General features: G+C 68.4%; 15 protein-coding genes. 9 read left to right on the top strand and 6 right to left on the bottom strand.

Annotated elements, in window-relative coordinates; all coding sequences use genetic code 11:
• Positions 1-40 precede the first annotated feature (40 nt).
• The gene (locus tag AC13D8_RS10265; RefSeq protein WP_482968745.1) at positions 41-376 is read left to right on the top strand and encodes a cupin domain-containing protein; all 336 of its coding nucleotides are present in this window, start codon (positions 41-43) and stop codon (positions 374-376) included.
• Between the two features lie 43 nt (positions 377-419).
• Here the strand turns inward: AC13D8_RS10265 and AC13D8_RS10260 are convergent, their stop codons facing one another.
• The 3 genes from AC13D8_RS10260 to AC13D8_RS10250 all read right to left on the bottom strand — a co-directional run bounded on the left by AC13D8_RS10260 (position 420) and on the right by AC13D8_RS10250 (position 4,971).
• A complete protein-coding gene (locus AC13D8_RS10260) occupies positions 420-2,435 on the bottom strand; it encodes a capsular polysaccharide biosynthesis protein (RefSeq protein ID WP_482968744.1) in 2,016 nt (671 codons plus the stop codon).
• Positions 2,432-3,580, bottom strand: a complete 1,149-nt coding sequence (locus AC13D8_RS10255) for a polysaccharide biosynthesis/export family protein (protein ID WP_482968743.1) — start codon at positions 3,578-3,580, stop codon at positions 2,432-2,434. The genes AC13D8_RS10260 and AC13D8_RS10255 overlap by 4 nt, the downstream gene beginning before the upstream one ends.
• 98 nt (positions 3,581-3,678) lie before the next feature.
• On the bottom strand, positions 3,679-4,971 hold the full coding sequence (locus AC13D8_RS10250) for a capsule biosynthesis protein (protein ID WP_482968742.1): 1,293 nt from the start codon (positions 4,969-4,971) through the stop codon (positions 3,679-3,681).
• Between the two features lie 146 nt (positions 4,972-5,117).
• On the opposite strand from AC13D8_RS10250, the gene AC13D8_RS10245 reads away from it, so the two are divergent.
• Entirely contained in the window at positions 5,118-5,705 is a 588-nt protein-coding gene (locus tag AC13D8_RS10245; RefSeq protein ID WP_482968741.1) for a riboflavin synthase, read from the top strand.
• Positions 5,706-5,718: 13 nt separating this feature from the next.
• Here AC13D8_RS10245 and AC13D8_RS10240 read toward each other — a convergent pair whose 3' ends face one another.
• Positions 5,719-6,582: a DUF2189 domain-containing protein gene (locus AC13D8_RS10240; RefSeq protein ID WP_482968740.1), complete on the bottom strand. Its 864-nt coding sequence runs from the start codon at positions 6,580-6,582 to the stop codon at positions 5,719-5,721.
• A 219-nt stretch (positions 6,583-6,801) separates the two neighbouring features.
• Between AC13D8_RS10240 and AC13D8_RS10235 the strand changes: the two genes are divergently transcribed.
• From AC13D8_RS10235 to AC13D8_RS10215, 5 genes are all read left to right on the top strand, one after another.
• On the top strand, positions 6,802-7,977 hold the full coding sequence (locus tag AC13D8_RS10235; RefSeq protein WP_482968739.1) for a pyridoxal phosphate-dependent aminotransferase: 1,176 nt from the start codon (positions 6,802-6,804) through the stop codon (positions 7,975-7,977).
• Between the two features lie 214 nt (positions 7,978-8,191).
• Entirely contained in the window at positions 8,192-9,307 is a 1,116-nt protein-coding gene (locus AC13D8_RS10230; protein WP_482968738.1) for a porin, read from the top strand.
• Positions 9,308-9,411: 104 nt separating this feature from the next.
• The gene (locus tag AC13D8_RS10225) at positions 9,412-10,242 is read left to right on the top strand and encodes a sulfotransferase domain-containing protein (RefSeq protein WP_129432894.1); all 831 of its coding nucleotides are present in this window, start codon (positions 9,412-9,414) and stop codon (positions 10,240-10,242) included.
• Positions 10,239-11,108, top strand: a complete 870-nt coding sequence (locus tag AC13D8_RS10220; protein WP_129432893.1) for a sulfotransferase domain-containing protein — start codon at positions 10,239-10,241, stop codon at positions 11,106-11,108. Before AC13D8_RS10225 ends, AC13D8_RS10220 begins: the two co-directional genes overlap by 4 nt.
• Positions 11,109-11,178: 70 nt before the next feature.
• On the top strand, positions 11,179-11,685 hold the full coding sequence (locus AC13D8_RS10215; protein ID WP_482968737.1) for a hypothetical protein: 507 nt from the start codon (positions 11,179-11,181) through the stop codon (positions 11,683-11,685).
• Between the two features lie 257 nt (positions 11,686-11,942).
• On the opposite strand, the gene AC13D8_RS10210 is transcribed toward AC13D8_RS10215, so the two are convergent.
• Entirely contained in the window at positions 11,943-13,979 is a 2,037-nt protein-coding gene (locus AC13D8_RS10210) for an oxidoreductase (RefSeq protein ID WP_482968736.1), read from the bottom strand.
• Between the two features lie 393 nt (positions 13,980-14,372).
• Complete coding sequence (gene tkt / locus AC13D8_RS10205; protein ID WP_482968735.1) at positions 14,373-16,388, bottom strand: transketolase; 2,016 nt, start codon at positions 16,386-16,388, stop codon at positions 14,373-14,375.
• Positions 16,389-16,590: 202 nt separating this feature from the next.
• On the opposite strand from tkt, the gene AC13D8_RS10200 reads away from it, so the two are divergent.
• Both AC13D8_RS10200 and AC13D8_RS10195 read left to right on the top strand, forming a co-directional pair.
• Positions 16,591-17,133, top strand: coding sequence for a hypothetical protein (locus AC13D8_RS10200; protein WP_482968734.1), 543 nt, complete (start codon positions 16,591-16,593; stop codon positions 17,131-17,133).
• Positions 17,133-17,510 (top strand): cell division protein ZapA, encoded by a 378-nt coding sequence (locus AC13D8_RS10195; RefSeq protein ID WP_104018873.1) that lies wholly within the window; start codon positions 17,133-17,135, stop codon positions 17,508-17,510. Before AC13D8_RS10200 ends, AC13D8_RS10195 begins: the two co-directional genes overlap by 1 nt.
• The last annotated feature ends 31 nt before the right edge of the window (positions 17,511-17,541 follow it).

Below are 17,541 nucleotides of genomic sequence, written 5' to 3'. Positions count from 1 at the left end.
GGCGCATGATCGAAGGGCGAGACCCCAGGAGGAGATGCCGATGCCCTTTGCTGATTTCATCATGGATTTCCCGTCCCTCGATCTGCCCTTTCCCGAGGACGTGGTGCAGAGCCGCGCCGTCCGTTCGGAGCACGGGCTAAGCGTGTTCTTTACCTTTCTTCAGGACATGGATCTGCCGCCGCACAGCCACGGCCCGCAATGGGGCACGGTGGTGGAGGGCGAGATCGAGTTCACCATCGGTGGCGAGACGCGCGTTTATGGACCCGGCGACAGCTATGCCATCGGCGCGGGCGTCGAGCATGGCGCGAAGATCAAGGCAGGCACGCGGGTGATCGACGTGTTCGCCGAGCCGGACCGCTACCCGCTCAAAGGCTAGCCGCGCAACCTGGGGCCGACGGCGCCGCGCCCGGCCCGCCGGTTCAGCGCCACAGCCACGCGTGGCCCGCCAGCGCGCCCTGCGCCTTGGCCAGCAGCCGGTTCGCCGCCCCCGCGCGCGGCACCTCTGCGTGCGTCAGCCGGTCGGCCACCACCTCCACCGGGCAGGGCAGGCCGGTGAGCGGGTCGCGGTAGCGCGGGTAGTCGATCAGTGTGGCGTGGACCAGCCCCTCGAGCGCGGGCCGGGCGCGGCGCCGCGCGGGCACCGGCCCGAGATCGCGGGTGAGGCCCCAGCCCGAGTAGAAGGGCACGCCGGTGGCGGTCACCCGCACCCCGCGCAACAGTGCCTCGAACCCCAGAAGCGAGGTCATCGTCCAGACCTCGGCCACCTGCGTCAGCAGCGCGGCGGGATCGGTGCCGGCGACCACCAGATCGGCGAGATCGTCGAGCGCCCCGGGCGGCACCGCACCGGGGCGCAGCCCGGCCTCGACGTCGGGGTGCGGCTTGTAGAGGATCACCGCGTCGGGGTTGTCCGCACGCGCGCGGCGCAGCAGGTCGAGATTGGTGGCAATCGCGCCCGCGCCGAGCCGGATCGAGGCGTCATCCTCGACCTGCCCCGGCACGAGGATGCGATGGCCGTCGGGCAGGGCGGGGGCGGGCGCGCCGAGGTTGTACTTGCTCAGCCCGTGATCCGTCAGCGTCGAGATGAGGGCGCGGGCGCGCTGTGCCTGATCGGCGCGCAGCGTCTCGCGCATAGCGATCAGCCGCTCAAGCCGGCTTTCGCGGGTGGGATCGTAGTAGATGCCGAGATCGTCGAGCACCAGCGACAGGGGTGGCACCAGATCGGCCCCGAGCCCGCGCGAGCGCAGGAAGCCGTCCTCGACGTGCAGCGCGCCCTCGCGGGCGTCCGTCTTTGCCGAGGCCCATACCATCGCCGGGCGGTCGCTGCGCGCGCGCCCAAAGATCACCCGCCGCTGGCTGCCGAAAAAGCGCTGGATCGGTGCTCGTTTCCACAGCCGCATGCCATGCGCGGTCCAGCCCCGGTGATCGTCGCGCCAGGCGCGGGTTTCGGCCTCGAACTGGTCGAGCGCGGTTTCCAGGTCGCAGAGCCGGTCGCGGCAGGGATCGTACCAAATGGGGGCGAGGATCATCGCGCCGGCGAACAGCTGTGCGCGGGTGAGGGAGCGGGTGCGCCGCGCGAAGGGTGCGGCGTGGCGGTCCTCGGTCAGGCCCCACCCGGCGTAGAAGGGCCGCCCGAAGACCTGCGGGCGGTGGCCCGCGAGGATCGCTTCGAACCCCATCTGCGACGACACGGTATAGACCGCCTGCGCCCCTTCGAGCAGCGGCCAGGGGCTGAGCGGCGCGGTGATCAGGCGCACCCGTCCGACGGCGTCCGCCGTCGAGAAATAGCCCCGTCGGTGGCCTTGGGCGGTCTCGGGGTGAGTCTTGATCAGGATGGGCGTGTTGGGGTGCTCTTCCTGCGCGAGGGTCAGCATCTCTTGGAAGGTGCTGGCATCCGCCCCGCCATGCCGGACCGAGGCATCGCCATATGTCTGGTCGATCACCAGAACGTAGCCCGGATCGGGGCAGGGCAGGGCGGGATCGACGCCGGAATACTTGGTCAGGTGGCCCGCGCGCAGCCGCGCCATGGCATCGCGCGCGCGGTCCAGAAGCGGGGTGTCGTCGAGCGGGTGGCGCGCGAGTGTTTCCTCGATATCCGAGGGCACGCTTGCATCGAAATGCACGCCCTGCCGGTCGAGCAGCAGCCCCAGCGGCGGTGCGCCGCTGCGCCCCGGCAGGACCGAGCGCAGGAATGCGTCCTCGACCCGCAGAAGCCCCGCACCGGTCCGCGCCGCCACCGCCTCGCCGCGCGCGGCGACCGGGCTCTTGCCCCAGACCGCCACGAGATCCCCGGCAGATGGCCAGCCGAGGCGCAGGTTGTACCCGGCAAGGTGCAGGATGCGCCTTACCCGCCGCTGCCACAGGAACCCGCCGTTGAAATGGAAAACCCGCCGGGGCGTATCGGCCCCGGCGGGTGCGTCGCCCTGTTCTGGCGTCATACGTCGCCTTGCAGCGTGCTCGATGCGGTCGAGACCGAGCCGACCGCGCCCAGCGTGCCGGTGAGCGCCGAGATGACCTTGCTCCATTGCGCGAAGGGGGCCTCGGTCACGTAGATCGTATCGTCGTCGCGGATCGCGAAATCGCGGGCCATGAACATGCCGTTGGGTTGCGTGAGGTCGAGCACGTAGACCATGCGCTGCGCGCCCACGAGATCGTTGCGGCCCAGCACCTGGTTGGCGATCTCCGCCGGTTCGTTGCGCAGCACGAATACGCCGGTGGGATCGGAGGACGCCACGCTCAACCCGCCGACCTGTGCCAGCCCCTCGAGCGCGCTCAGCGTCTGGGTTTCGAAGGTCACGCGCGCCTGCGCGCCGGTGGCCCCGAGCGCGGTGTAGGAGCGGGTGTCGGCCTCGACAAGAACGCGATCGCCGGCGCGCAGGGCGATGTCGAATTGCGGATACTTGAACAGGTCCTGGAACCAGACCTTGGCGCGTTTCTCGCCGCGGATCACGGTGATCTGCGCGACCTCGGGCTTGATGGCGACGCCGCCCGCCGCCGCGATCATTGCCGAGAGCCGCCGCGTCGGCGCCTCTATCGGGTAGACGCCCTGCCCGGCGACCGCGCCGCTCACCGATACGGTCGAGCCGTCACCGGCCACGCGGCGCACCTCGACCTGTGGATCGGGGGTCTGCTGGTCGAGTCGCTCGGTGATGGCGCGGCGCACCCCCTCGGGCGTGTTGCCCGCCGCCCTGATGCGGCCGGCGTAAGGCACGAAGATGAAGCCCTGGCCATCGACCTGCACCTCTTCGAGGACGGTCTGGTTTGCGGTTGCCCCGGTCATCAGCCCGTCATCGACATTTTCCCAGATGGTGAGGCCGAGTTTGTCGCCAGCGCGGATCGTGTCCGAGCCGAGGAGCCCGGCATTGAGGAAATCCTCGGTGAAGCCAAGCGCCGGCTGCACGGCGGTCGCGCGGGTAACGCGGTCGTTCACCGTCACCACGAAGGCGTCGCCCTGACGCTGCACCGATCCGGCATAGATTTCGCGCTTGTTGGGGCCCAGTCGTGGCAGGCCGCACCCGGCTACGAGGCTTGCCACCAGCAAGAGGGCGACGGGACGCGCCCATCGGGAGTGTCGGGGTGTCACTGCTCGGTCTCCTCGACCTGTTCTTGTTCTGCCTCGGTATTTTTCACGGAACGCTATCGCAGGAGGCCTGAAAAATCCAGCTTTTCCTGTGGGCTGCCTCAGGGAACGAGGCGCAACTGTTGCCTTGGTGCCGCGGTGCCGAGGCTCAGCGCGTCGTAGGGATCGTCGGGTGCGAGCATCATGTCCACCACTTGCCGCAGCACCTGCCGCCGACCGCGCGCCGAATAGAATCCGCCGGGAAGCTGGCTGGTCTCCAGCAGGTAGCGGCGGTAATCGGCATAGGCGCGCCGGTCGGGGCGCTCGGCCCGGGCAAAGAACTCGGGCAGTGGCAGGGTCGAGACGAATTCTGGCTTGGCATAGACCGCCGCGCCGAAGGTGCGCAGGGGAATGCCGCGCCACAACACCTGCTGCCCGGCGGTGGAGTTGACGGTGACGGCGCTGCGCGCCTCGTCGAGAAGCGGCGCGAGCTTGCCGCCGCGCAGGAAATGCACCCGGCCTCTGAGCCCATGTTCATCCACCAGCCGACGCAGCGTGGCGCGGATGGGGGCGCGACCGTCCTCGAGCGGGTGCGCCTTGACCACGAGGTGATGATGCGGCGGTGCGCCCGCGGCAAAGCCCTTGATCACAACGTCGAGAAACTCGGTCATCGACGAGAACGGCGAATGCGCCTGGAACGAGGCGTCGTGTTCGAGCTGCAAGAGCGCGACGTGATAGGGAAAGCCGCCGGTGCGGATGCGCCGTGTCGCAACGCGCCGTTCCAGCGCGAGGGCGGGCATGAACAGCAGGCGCCGCAGGTAGAGCGCGAATTCAGCCCCCACCCCGATCGTGCGATGCGGACGAAACCGGCGATAGCCCCGGTTCAGCGCCAGTACGCAGCCGTGATAGAGCGCGCCATAGAAGATGTGCTCGCGCATGTCGCCCCAGCTTGCGGGCGGCAGGGCGGTATCCATGTCCGAGGCGGCGAGGGCCGTGCGCATCTCGTCGATACCGAGATCCATCAGCCGCGAATGGCCGTTCGTGCCGCCGCGCTCGTAGGTGATCCAGTAGGGGCGCATGTAGCCCTCTTCGAACACATGCACCGTGATCCCTGCCGCGCGGGCGATGGCCACCGCCTCGGCATGGACGGGCCGCGTGTCGCCGTAGAGCACCAGATCGGTCACGCCATGCGCCTCGATCAGGCTGCGCAAGGTTTCGGGCCAGCGGTCAGGCGCCTCGCGAAAGGCGATGTAGCGACCGGCATCGGGCCAGAAGGCGCGATCGCCCGCGTTGAAGCCCACGCGCCGCACCTCGGCCCCCGACCGGCGCAGCATCTGAGCCAGCCGGTAAAAGAACGGCCCGTGCGGCCCCTGCAGCAAGAGGAAAGAGCGCCCTATTCCGGTCAGCCCTGGCATTCCTGCATGTCCCCGCTCACTCTCGTTCCGGGGTTCTCGTAGCGGAAAATTCTGGCAAAAGTAAGCCTGCGTGTCGCTGGTTGGCTTGCCTTGGACCGGTCGGGGCGCTAGGCCGTTGGGGCAGGCCAGCGAAGGGAACGGCGCGCATGTTCACAGGCATCATCACCGATATCGGCCAGGTTCGCGCGGTCGAGCAGCGCGGCGACATGCGCGCGCGGATCGCGACCGGCTATGACACCGGCACCATCGAGATGGGCGCCTCCATCGCCTGTGACGGCGTGTGCCTGACGGTGGTGGATCTCGGCCCCGACTGGTTCGATGTCGATATCTCTGCCGAGACGCAGTCACGCACCAACCTCTCGACATGGACGGACGGGCGGCGCGTCAACCTCGAGAGGTCGCTCAAGGTGGGTGACGAGCTGGGCGGGCATATCGTTTCGGGCCATGTGGACGGGCTGGCCGAGGTGGTGTCGGTGGCCGCGGAGGGCGACAGCACCCGCGTCACGCTGCGCGCGCCGGAGGGGCTGGCGCAGTTCATCGCGCCCAAGGGGTCGGTGGCGCTCAACGGCACCTCGCTTACCGTCAACGAGGTCGAGGGCCGCGATTTCGGGATCAACTTCATCCCCCACACGCGGCAGGTGACGACATGGGGCGACGTGGCCGTGGGCGACATGGTCAATCTGGAGATCGACACACTGGCGCGCTACGTGGCCCGGCTCGCCGAGGCGGGGTGAGGCGGGCGTCGGCTCACGCCTCGGCGGGCACCGCCGCGCGGTAGAGGTGCCAGGTGGCGTGGCCCAGCACCGGCAGGACGATCACCAGGCCAAGGAACAGCGGCAGCGTTCCGAGAAACATCGCCACAGCCACGATCAGCCCCCAAGTGGCTGAAACGCGGGGGTTTTCGCGCACCACCTTGAGCGAGGTGAGCACCGCCACCGTCACGCCCGCGCGCCGGTCGATCAGCATGGGAAAGGCGGTGAGGCTGAGCGCCAGCACCATCGCGGCGAACACCGCGCCCACGCCCACGCCCAGCACGGTCATTGCCCAGCCGGGCCCCGTGGTCAGCACGTCCCCGAGGAAGCCCGCGACCGAGGTCGGCGGCTCGGGGCCAAGGGTGACGTTGTAGATCACGCTCGCGGCGAACATCCACGCGAGGAACAGTATCATCAGCACCGCGCCCAGCACGATGACGGGCACGATGACCGGCGCGCGGATCACCGAGAATGCCGCGCCCCAACCCGCGTGCCCGGTCGCCTCGCGCTGGCGGCTCATCTCGTAGAGACCGGTGGCGACCACCGGCCCGAGCAGCGTAAACCCTGCTGCCAAAGGGAAAAGCATCGGCAGGCGCGCCATGTGAAACGCGGTGAGCGCGAGCGCGATGCCGATGATCGGGTAGATCAGGATGAGAAAGATCACGTCGCTGCGCAGCGCGCCGAAATCCTCGATGCCGCGGCGCAGGGCGGTGCGCAGGTCGGCATTGGTCAGGCGGCGCACCTCGGGCGGGGTGTCGGCGTGGCCGCGCAGGGCTTCGGTCGCCTCGGCGGCGGTGCGCCCGGCACCGAACGCGGCCTCGGCGGCCCAGCTCAGGGGGTTTCCGATGGTTCGGGTCATGGTGTCCTCCCGCTTGTTTCGCGACGCCGGATGCGGCGTTCTGCCACACCATGATAGCACGCAATGGCGCCTCGTCACACTCACGATCCGGCGACGGGCGCGGCGGCGAACCTGCAGGTTCGGGCGGCGAACCGCACGGTTCACACCATGCTTTCGCCTTGCGGCGGGGCAAGGTGCGCGGCATGGATCGGCGCACAGGACGCAGTCGCGGAGGCGGTAATGAAATTCTCGACGGTGACGGACCGGCTTGCCGGGCTGGGCGGGGCGAAGTGGCGGGTGCACGAGCGCGCCGCCGAAATGGCGCGCGCGGGGTGCGACGTCATCCGCCTGACCATCGGCGAACCCGACATCGCCGCGCCGCCCGCGCTGATCGCCGATGCGGGAGCGGCGCTGGCGGCGGGGCGCACGGCCTATTCCAACGGGCGCGGCGAGGCGGGGCTGCGCGCGGCGCTGGCGGCGCTCTACACCGCGCGGCGGGGCCGCGATTTCACCCCCGAACAGGTGATCTGCCTGCCCGGCACGCAGACCGCGCTATTCGCCGTGATGGCGGCGCTGGTGGAGGCGGGCGACGAGGTGCTGGTGGGCGACCCGATGTATGCCACCTACGAGGGCGTCATTCGCGCCACCGGGGCCGGGATGGTGCCGGTGCCGCTGGACTCCGCGCGGGGCTTTTGCATGGACGCGGGCGACCTGGCCGCGCGGGTCGGCCCGCGCAGCCGGGCGATCCTGCTCAACACGCCGCACAACCCCACCGGCGCGGTGCTGACCGAGGGTGATATCGCGGCCATCGGTGCGGTGGCGCGGGCGCATGACCTGTGGATCGTGGTGGACGAGGTGTACGAGGACCTGGTGTTCGACGGGATGCGTTTCGTCTCGCCGCTCGCCGATCCGGCGCTGGCCGACCGGGTGATCGCGGTGTCGTCGATTTCGAAAAGCCACGCCGCGCCGGGGCTGCGCAGCGGCTGGTGCATCGGCCCGCAGGCGTTCATCGAGGCGCTGTTGCCGCTGGCGGAGGTGATGCTGTTCGGCAACCAGCCGTTCATCGCCGATGCCACAGAGGCGGCGATCCGGCGCGGATCGGAGGTGGCGGCGGGAATGCGGCAGCGCTATGCCGCACGCGCCGCGGCGCTGGCCAACACGCTCGAATCCGGCAGCGGGCTGCGGGTGCACCGTCCGCAGGCGGGGATGTTCGCGATGGTCGATGTGTCGGCGACGGGGATGAGCGGGGCGGCCTGGGCCGACGATCTGCTGGCGGAGAGGGGCGTCGCGGTGATGCCCGGCGCGGCGTTTGGCGAAACGCTCGAATCGTGGGTGCGGGTGGCGCTGACGGTGGACGACTCGCGACTCATGGAGGCCGCCGCGCGGATGGCGGCCCATGCGCGGCTTCCCGCGTAAGGTCAAAGATGAACCTACATTTTCCTGATAATATCTCGGACTCTGCCGCCCTGCCCGAAAGGTGTGTGGTATCTGAGCCACAATTGCCGCGGGATGCGCGCGGGGCCGGGGGGCTTCGTTGACACCCGGGGGGGGATTGGCGCATTCCAATGCCCAAGCCGTGTCAATGACTGGTGCGGCGGAAATGAAAACCTGCTTATGAGGAGGGACACCCTTGAAAAAGCATCTTCTGAGCACCAGCGCGATCGCACTTGGCGTCGCAATGGCTGCCCCGGCTTCGGCCCAGGAATGGAACATGAATTGGGGCGGTTTTGCCAACACCCACGTCGGTATCACTGACGTTTCCGGCACCGGCGTTACCGGTGCGGATTTCGACGGTGTCGACGTCTACACCAACTCGGAGATCATCTTCTCGCCGTCCGTCACGCTCGACAACGGCATGACCTTCGGTTTCAGCGTCCAGATGGAAGCCATGAACAACGGCGGTGGCGCTGTTGGTATCGACGAATCCTATGTCACCATCGAGAGCGATACTCTCGGCAAGGTCGTCCTCGGCTCCGAGAACTCGGCCGGCTACCTGCTGATGGGCTCGGTCTACACGCCCGGCGTGTCGTCCATGGCGATCAACTCGCGTTCGCTGTCGGCCTTCATCCCGGTCACCGGTTCGGGTGGCTTCCGTCAGGCGGCCCTGTCGTCGCTGACCGAGGTCGCTGGCAACAACGACGTGCAGCGCATCACCTACTTCACGCCGTCCTTCAACGGCCTGACCCTTGGTGCGTCCTACGCAGCGACCAGCGCCGGCAACACCACCAACAACTTCGGTGTGAACCGCAACGCGGTTGGCCCCGTGTTCGACATCTTCGACATCGGCGCCAAGTACAGCCAGTCGTTCAACGGTGTTGACGTTGGCCTCGCAGCCCGCTGGGGCACGGGTGACACGAACACCGTCGGCCGGTCGGATCCGACCACCTGGGGTGTCGGCGGCACGATCGGCGTCAGCGGTTTCACCTTCGGTGCAACCTATGCCGAGAACGACAACGGCTTTGCCGGCGGTGCTGGCGACCAGGAAGGCTGGAGCGTGGGCGCGTCCTACGACATCGCAGGCCCCTGGACCGTTGGCCTGAGCACCTACCAGGGTGAGACGAGCAACGGTGGCGGTGCCCCGAGCTCGGACTACGAGGCCTACCTGCTTGGTGCGTCGCGTAGCCTTGGTGCCGGCGTAAGCTGGGACGTCTACTACGCCTACATGGAAACCAACAATGGTGCCGTGGCCGGAAACCCGGGCATCGACGGCAACCTGCTGGCGACCGCGATCAACCTGAGCTTCTGATACGGTTGATCTGAAAAAAAGGCGGCGGGGGGTGACATTACCCCCCGCCGCTTTTATTTGTCCGGGTGTTATTTTCGCATCCCGGAAAACGGACGGTCCGCACCATGAAAAAAAGCATCGTCTGGATGGCGTCCTACCCCAAGTCGGGCAATACGTGGGCGCGGATTTTCCTGGCCAATTACATCGCTAACGCGCGTGAGCCGGTGCCGATCAACAACGCGCATCTTGTGGCGATGGGCGACTCGATCACCAAGACCTATCGGATGGTGGCAGGTGGTCCGCTCGACGTGACCAATATCGACCAGACCCTGCAGCTTCGCCCGCGGGTGCTGCGCGGGATCGTGGCGAACAATGCCGATATCAACCTCGTCAAGACGCATAACGCCCGCGTCACCGCGCGCGGGGTGCCGCTCATCCCCGACAGCGTCACGCGCTCGGCGGTCTATATCCTGCGCAACCCGCTCGACATGGTGCTATCCTATGCGCGCCATTACGGGATGACGCCGGAAGAGGCGGTCAGCACGGTCAGCCACCCCGACAACGCCAACCCGCCCGACGAGGAGACGGTGACGCAGTTCATGGGCTCTTGGTCCGATCACGTGCGAAGCTGGACCGGCAAATCCGCCTATCCGGTGCTGGTGCTGCGCTACGAGGACATGCTGGCGGAGCCGCGCGCCTGTTTCGCGCGGCTGGTGCAGCATCTGGGGATGCCGCTCGATGTCGAGCGACTGGACCGCGCGATCCTGTTTTCCAGCTTCAAGGAGCTGTCGGAGCAGGAGAAGAAGCAGGGTTTCGTCGAGAAATCCGAGCAGAGCGAGCGGTTCTTTGCCAAGGGGCAGAAGGACCAGTGGAAGACCGACCTGCCCGCGCGGCTGGTCAAGAAGATGAAGCACGCGCACCGCAAGGTGATGACTAAATTCGGGTACCTGGAATGAACGATCTGCGGCGAATAATCTGGCTGGCGAGCTATCCCAAGTCCGGCAACACCTGGATGCGGTCGCTTCTGGCGCATTACTTCATGCCCAAGGGGCAGGCGCCGGACATCAACCATCTCAGCCAGTTCACCACCGGCGACATACGGCAGGATTTCTTTGACCGGGCGGCGGGGCGCGTCTATCGGGGCAAGACCTACGAGGACTGGATGGCGGTGCGGCCGACCGCGCTTCGGATGATCGCGGCGTCGAAGCCCAGCCACCATTTCGTCAAGACCCATTGCCAGCCGATCCGCATCCTGGGCAAGGATGTCATCCCTGCCGAGGTGACGGCGGCGGCGATCTACATGATGCGCAACCCGTTCGACCTCGCGCCCTCGTTCGCGCGGCACCAGGATTGCGATCTCGATACCGCGATCGACCGGATGATGGACCCGGACATGAGCAGCGGCACCGACACCGGCATCTTCGAGGCGCTGGGACGGTGGGACGATCACGTGCAGACGTGGACGACCGCGCCCGGCCTGCCGCGTCATGTCATCCGGTACGAGGACATGCTGCGCCGGGGCGAGCGCGAGATGACCCGCCTGCTGGAGAAATTCCTGCGCGTCAAGGTGGACAAGGCGCAGCTTGCCTACGCGCTGCGCGAGACGAGTTTCGATGCGCTGAAGAAGCAGGAGAGCGAGGCGGGCTTTCGCGAGCGCCCGCCGCACATGCAGTCGTTCTTTGCGCGTGGGCAGGCCGGGGTCTGGCGCGAGGATCTGACGCCCGCGCAGGTGGGCCGCATCCGCGAGGCGTTCATGCCGGTGCTGGAAAAATGGTATCCCGAGATGCTGGAGGAGACCGCCGAATACGCGGGCGCCGCGTGAGGGCCGGATTGGCATTCCGGCGCGCGATCCCCATGTCGGGGCAGACAATGGGACGACCAAGGAGGTTGCGATGATCCGATCCGCGATGACGTTCGCCGCGGCTGGCCTGCTGGCTGGCTGCACTGCCGCGACCGCGCCGCAGACCGTGGCCCGGCTGGGGGCCGACCCGGTGCTGTCGGGCGGCAGCTATGACAGCGGGGGCGGGATCACCGTGGCCATCGACCTGCGCGAGCGGGACGGGCGCACGATGGTCTGCGGGGTTTGGGCCGAGAGCCGGCAGCAATCCATCCTGACGAACAACAAGGCGAAGGGCGTGCTCGATACCGGCGCGGTGGCCGTGGGCGGCGAGACCGTCCTGCAGGGGCTGCGGTTCATGAAGGAAGTGCCGCCGATGGCCGATTATGGTGGGCAGGAGGCGCATTGCGCCGTGACGTCGCGGGCCTGGCAGCCGGGTGACGCCGCGCGCCGCGCGGAGATCGGCATCCCGCGGCAGGTGGTGCATGTCGAGGACGACGAATTCGGCGGCACCTTCGCCGTGTGGTTCCGGCCAACCGGACCCGGCGCGGGCGGAGTGTAAGGCGGCAGGCGCGGGGCTTTTGGCCTTGAGCGGACGTTGGACCATCTGGTCCCGGCGCGGAATCAAGGCCGAAGGCCGCCGCGCCATCGCATGTCCGCCCCCCGGACAGGCGATTTGGCTAAGCTAGCGCGCCGATTGCATGTTTTTCGGGTATGGAGGGATAAAGTGCTCTGAAAAACCGTTGGATCGCCTGCCCGCGGACATGCGATGGTGCGGCTCACTGCAACGTTCGCTCCAGGCCAATCCCGCCCCGCCGCTTATTGCACGCACATCAGCCGCAGCGCGTCGTGGATGGCGGCGTGGATGTTGCGGGCGCTGACCGCGTCGCCAATGCGGAAGAGCTGAAACGCGCCGTCGGGATTGGTGGCGACGGTTTGCGGCTGCCCGGCGATCAGCGCGTCGTGATCCACCGCGCCGCCGTTGCGCGAGAGGGGCCGGAGATCATGGTACAGGTCGTCGAGCGGCAGGGTGCCGTGATTGACCACCACCTGGTCGAATTCCGCCTCAAAGGTGTGATCGGAGTAATCCGTGCCGATGGTGGCGCGCAGCCGGTTGCCCGCGCGCGCGACCGATTTGAGGCGGCGCGCGACAGTCATGGTCACGGGCTTGTCCTGAAGGCTGCGCATGTAAGGAACCAGGTTCATCCCCATCACCTCTGGGGCGAAGCTGCGGTCGGGGGTCATCACCTCGACCGTCGATCCCGCCTGCGCGATCACCTCTGCTGCCTGAAGGGCCGCGTGGTCGCCCGCGTCGTCGAACAGCAGAACCTCGCGCCCCGGCCTCACATCGCCGGTGAGGATGTCCCACGCCGTCACCGTCAGGTCGTTGCCCGCCTCGAGAATGTCCTGCTGCGCCAGCCCGCCGGTGGCGACGATCACGACGTCTGGGGCGAGCGCGGTGATGTCCTCGGCCTCGGCGAGCGCGTTGAAGCGGAAGTCCACGTCGCGCGCGGCGCATTGGGCCATGCGCCAGTCGATGATGCCGATAAGCTCGGACCGGCGGCGTGATTGCGCGGCGAGCCGGACCTGCCCGCCGGGCTGGTCGGCGGCCTCGAACACGGTGACGTGGTGGCCGCGTGTGGCGGCGACGCGCGCGGCCTCGAGCCCGCCGGGGCCCGCACCCACGACCACCACGCGGCGGGGACTCTCGCTTTGCAAGATTTCATGAGGCAGGTCGAGTTCACGGCCCGTGGCGGCGTTGTGGATGCACAGCGCCTCGCCGCCCTGGTAGATACGATCGAGGCAATAGGTGGCGCCGACGCAGGGGCGGATATCGTCCTCGCGCCCCTCGGCAATCTTGGCCACGATGCGCGGCTCTGCCATGTGGGCGCGGGTCATGCCGACCATGTCGAGCTGTCCGGTGGCGACCGCGTGGCGCGCGGTGGCCACGTCGGGGATGCGCGCGGCGTGGAAGGTGGGCAGGCCGATCTCGGCGCGCACGCGGCCCGCGAAATCGAGATGCGGGGCTGATTTCATGCCCTGCACCGGGATCACGTCGGTGAGGTTGGCGTCGGTATCGACGCGGCCCCGGATCACGTTGAGAAAATCGACCATGCCGCTCGCCTTTAGCCGGTGGCCGATGGCGAGCCCGTCACGGGCCGTGATGCCGTGCGGGGCGAGATCGTCGGCGGTGTAGCGCACGCCGACGATGAAATCCGGGCCGACACGCTCGCGGATGGCCGACAGCACGTCGAGAGAGAAGCGCATCCGCGCCTCGAGATCGCCGTTCCAGGGCGCGTCGAGCGCGTTCTGGCGCGGCGCCCAGAAGGCATCCATCAGGTGGCCGTAGGCTTCGAGTTCGATCCCGTCGAGCCCGGCGTCCTGCATCCGTTCGGCGGCATCGGCGTAGTCAGTTATGATGCGCGCGATGTCCCAATCCTCCATCACCTTGGGAAAGGCGCGGTGGGCGGGTTCGCGCAGGGCCGAAGGCGCCAGCGAGGGCAGCCAGTCGCCCCGGTCCCAGCGGGTGCGCCAGCCCAGGTGGGTCAGTTGGATCATCACCGCGCAGCCGTAGTCGTGGCATTCATCGGCGAGCTTGCGCAGCCACGGCACCACCTCATCGCGGTATGCGAGGATGTTGTTGAAGGCGGGCGGGCTGTCGCGGCTGACCACCGCCGATCCGGCGGTCATCGTCAGTGCCACGCCGCCCCTGGCGCGTTCGACATGGTAGGCGCGGTAGCGATCCTTGGGCAGCCCGTCCTCGGCATAGGCGGGCTCGTGGCTGGTGGTCATGATACGGTTCTTCAGCGTGAGATGGCGCAGCGTGTAGGGCTGAAGGAGCGGATCGCGGGACATGGGCGGGCCTCCGGGCTGGCGGGTCGCGGGGAAGCGTGCCGTGGCCGGGGCGGGGATGCAAGAGGGAGGTTATGGCCTTGAGCGGTCGTTGGGCACAACGGTTGAGGAGCCGCGCAGCGCCCGACCGCCGGGTGGGCGCAGTTCGGTTTGTGCTATGCGATTTATGGTGCAAGATACTTCTGCAATCACAGCTACTTGCAACGACCAAGAGCGCCCGCCCGAGGGGGCGGTCGGGCGCTGCGCGGCGGCGCGTTCCGCGCCTTGATTCCGCGCATTGGCACCAAGCTGTGAAGGTTCGCTAAAGGCCAAGTGCCGCCCTGCTGTGTCTTGCGATGCGCAACCGGGGGCTGAAGCAGTGGGGGGCGCGTCGGCGCACCCCCCCCCGGTGTCGTCTCAGAGCAGCGATTTCACCTCGGTGGCCACCGCCTCTGCGGTGATGCCGAACTGCTCGTAGAGCACCTCGGCGGGTGCGGAGGCGCCGAAATCGTGCATGCCGACGAAGCCGCCCTTGTCGCGGCGGCCGCGCTCGCCGTAGAGCCAGCGATCCCAGCCGAAGCGGACCCCGGCCTCGACCGCGACGCGCACCGGCCCGGCGGGCAGGACGCGGCGGCGGTAAGCCTCGGTCTGATCCTCGAATAGCTCCCAGCAGGGCATGGAGACGACCCGCGTGCCGATGCCCTCGGCCTGCAGGAGATCGCGCGCCTGCATCGCGATTGCGACCTCCGAGCCGGTGGCGAGGATGATCGCGCGGCGCTTGCCCTCGGCCTCGGCCAGCACGTAGGCACCCTGCGCGCTGAGGTTCTTGGTCTTGTGCGTGGTGCGCAGCGTCGGCAGGCCCTGGCGGGTGAGCGACAGCACCGAGGGCGCGTCCTTGGATTGCAGCGCCAGCTCCCACGCCTCGGCGGTCTCGACCGTGTCGCAGGGGCGGAAGACATGGGTGTTGGGCGTGGCGCGTGAAATCGCCAGATGCTCGACCGGCTGGTGGGTGGGGCCGTCCTCGCCCAGACCGATGCTGTCATGGGTCATGACGAAGACGGTCGGCACCTTCATCAGCGCCGCCAGCCGCATGGCGGGGCGGGCGTAATCGGTAAAGCACATGAAGGTGCCGCCATAGGGGCGGATGCCGCCATGCAGCACCATGCCGTTCATCGCCGCGGCCATGCCGTGCTCGCGGATGCCGTAATGGATGTAGCGGCCCTTGCGGTTATCGGTGTCGAACACGGTCATGTCGCCCGAACGGGTGTTGTTCGAGCCGGACAGGTCGGCCGAGCCGCCGATGGTCTCGGGCATGATCGGGTTGACCACCTCGAGGACCATCTCGCTCGACTTGCGGGTGGCCACCTTGGGGGCTTCCTCGCTGATCTGCTTTTTCAGCGCGCGGATGCGGGAGGTAAGCTTGGCGGGCACCTCGCGGGCGAAGATGCGCGTGATCTCGGCCTGCCGGGTGGGCGAGGCGGATTCGAGCCGGGCGGCCCAGGCGTCGAACTCGGGCGCGCCGCGGCGGCCGATCTCTTCCCAGGCAGATTTGACGTCCGACGGGATCTCGAAGGGGCCGTGGGGCCAGCCATAGGCGGCCTTGGCCGCGGCGAGCTGGTCCATGTCGGTGAGTGCGCCGTGGCCCTTGGAGGTGTCCTGCGCGGCGTGGCCGAGCGCGATATGGGTCTTGCAGGCGATCATCGTGGGCAGATCGGATGCCTTGGCCGCGGTAAGGGCGGCGTCGATGGCGTCGGGGTCATGGCCGTCGATCTCGATCACTTCCCAGCCGCTGGCGCGGAAGCGCGCCACCTGGTCGGTGCGATCGGCGAGGTCCACGCTGCCGTCGATGGTGATGTTGTTGTTGTCCCACAGCACGGTGAGTCGCGACAGGCGCTGGCGCCCCGCGAGGGTGATCGCCTCCTGGCTCACGCCCTCCATCAGGCAGCCGTCGCCGGCGATCACGTAGGTGCGGTGATCCATCAGCTTGGGCCCGAAGCGGGCGCGCAGGGATTCCTCGGCGATGGCGAAGCCGACGGCGTTGGAAATGCCCTGCCCGAGCGGGCCGGTGGTGGTCTCGATGCCGCTGGCGTGGCCGTATTCCGGGTGGCCCGCCGTGCGCGCGCCCCATTGGCGGAAATTGCGGATTTCCCCGATCGTCATGTCGGCATAGCCGGTCAGGTGCAGCAGCGAATAGAGCAGCATCGAGCCGTGCCCCGCCGACAGGATGAAGCGGTCGCGGTCGGGCCAGTCGGGATTGCGCGGATCGAACTTGAGGTGCTTTTCATAAAGCACGGTGGCCACGTCGGCCATGCCCATCGGCATGCCGGAATGGCCGGATTTGGCGGCGGCGACGGCGTCGAGGGTCAGCGCGCGGATGGCCGCGGCTTTGGTCCAATGGTCGGGGTGCGCTGCGCGCAGGGCTGCGATATCCAAGGGGGCGTCCTTTGAGCGGTGTGGCGGTTGACCGCTCAATACCAGCCCGCACCGGGAATTCAAGCGCGGCGCGGCCCGTGGCGGCGGTGCGCGTGGCCGTTGGGGGGCGCATTTTCGCCCTGATGCGTCTAGACTTGATCGACACCTACCAGTCGTGCGATTCGTTGAGGTCAAGGACAGAAAGAAACGAGGGATCGGGGAGATGAACCAGATCGAGGAGTTGCAGACCCGGATCACCGCGGCGCTGGAGCGCATCCAGCGGGGCGTGGAGGCCCGCGCCGAGGCGGAGGCTGTGCGAAAGGACGATGACGCGACCGATGGCGCGGAGCTGGCCACCCTTCGGCAGGAGCTGGAGGATGAGCGGCTCGTGACCGCGCAGCTGGAAGAGCGTATCCGGGTGCTGCATGAGCGGCTCGAGGAAAAGGAGGCGGCGCTCGCCGCCGCGCAGGACGGGCAGGACGGGCAGGGCGCGCAGTCCGAGACGATGACGCGGCTCGATGCCGACCTGCAATCGCTGCGCGCGGCCAACGCGCAGCTGCGTGAGAGCAACGCGGCGCTGCGCACGGCGCACGCGGCGGGTGTGGCAGACCCGGACGCGATCAACGCCTCACTTCAGGCCGAGCTTGACGCGCTGCGCGTGGCAAGGGACGCGGATCGCGACGAGGTCGCGGCCGTGCTGGCCGAGATCGACAGTGCGGTGGCCGGGGCCGCGCCCGGCGCAGCGGATCAGACGGAGGACGCGTGATGCCCGAGGTGACCATCGAGATCGACGGGCGGACCTTCGAGGTGGCCTGCCAGGAGGGTGAGGAGAGCTATCTCCGTTTCGCGGCGAAATTGCTTGACGAGGAGGCCGCGGTGCTGAGCGCACAGGTGGGCCGCGTGCCCGAGGCGCGGATGCTGTTGATGGCCGGGCTGATGCTGGCCGACAAGACCGCGGGGCTGCAGGACCGGCTCGCCACGGCGGAGGCCGAGCTGGAAAGCCTGCGCGCCACCCCCAAGCCCGAACCCGAGCGCGTGGAGGTGCCGGTGGTGCCCGAGGAGGTGGTGGACACGCTGTCGGAGATCGCCGCCCGGGCCGAGGCGCTGGCCGACACCGTTGATCCCCCTGGCGCCGGTGGCTGATGCCCTGCTGAAGCTCGTCGCGCTGGCGCTG

The organism is Roseovarius sp. B-10, assembly GCF_056859295.1.
Note: the sequence above shows the minus strand (reverse complement) of the source record. Positions and strands in the feature narration are given on the sequence as shown.

Excerpts from the sequence above, each read along its gene's own strand:
- AC13D8_RS10265 (WP_482968745.1), top strand. The coding sequence starts at position 41 with ATGCCCTTTGCTGATTTCATCATGGATTTCCCGTCCCTCGATCTGCCC.
- AC13D8_RS10260 (WP_482968744.1), bottom strand. The coding sequence starts at position 2,435 with ATGACGCCAGAACAGGGCGACGCACCCGCCGGGGCCGATACGCCCCGG.
- AC13D8_RS10250 (WP_482968742.1), bottom strand. The coding sequence starts at position 4,971 with ATGCCAGGGCTGACCGGAATAGGGCGCTCTTTCCTCTTGCTGCAGGGG.
- AC13D8_RS10245 (WP_482968741.1), top strand. The coding sequence starts at position 5,118 with ATGTTCACAGGCATCATCACCGATATCGGCCAGGTTCGCGCGGTCGAG.
- AC13D8_RS10240 (WP_482968740.1), bottom strand. The coding sequence starts at position 6,582 with ATGACCCGAACCATCGGAAACCCCCTGAGCTGGGCCGCCGAGGCCGCG.
- AC13D8_RS10235 (WP_482968739.1), top strand. The coding sequence starts at position 6,802 with ATGAAATTCTCGACGGTGACGGACCGGCTTGCCGGGCTGGGCGGGGCG.
- AC13D8_RS10225 (WP_129432894.1), top strand. The coding sequence starts at position 9,412 with ATGAAAAAAAGCATCGTCTGGATGGCGTCCTACCCCAAGTCGGGCAAT.
- AC13D8_RS10220 (WP_129432893.1), top strand. The coding sequence starts at position 10,239 with ATGAACGATCTGCGGCGAATAATCTGGCTGGCGAGCTATCCCAAGTCC.
- AC13D8_RS10215 (WP_482968737.1), top strand. The coding sequence starts at position 11,179 with ATGATCCGATCCGCGATGACGTTCGCCGCGGCTGGCCTGCTGGCTGGC.
- AC13D8_RS10210 (WP_482968736.1), bottom strand. The coding sequence starts at position 13,979 with ATGTCCCGCGATCCGCTCCTTCAGCCCTACACGCTGCGCCATCTCACG.
- AC13D8_RS10200 (WP_482968734.1), top strand. The coding sequence starts at position 16,591 with ATGAACCAGATCGAGGAGTTGCAGACCCGGATCACCGCGGCGCTGGAG.
- AC13D8_RS10195 (WP_104018873.1), top strand. The coding sequence starts at position 17,133 with ATGCCCGAGGTGACCATCGAGATCGACGGGCGGACCTTCGAGGTGGCC.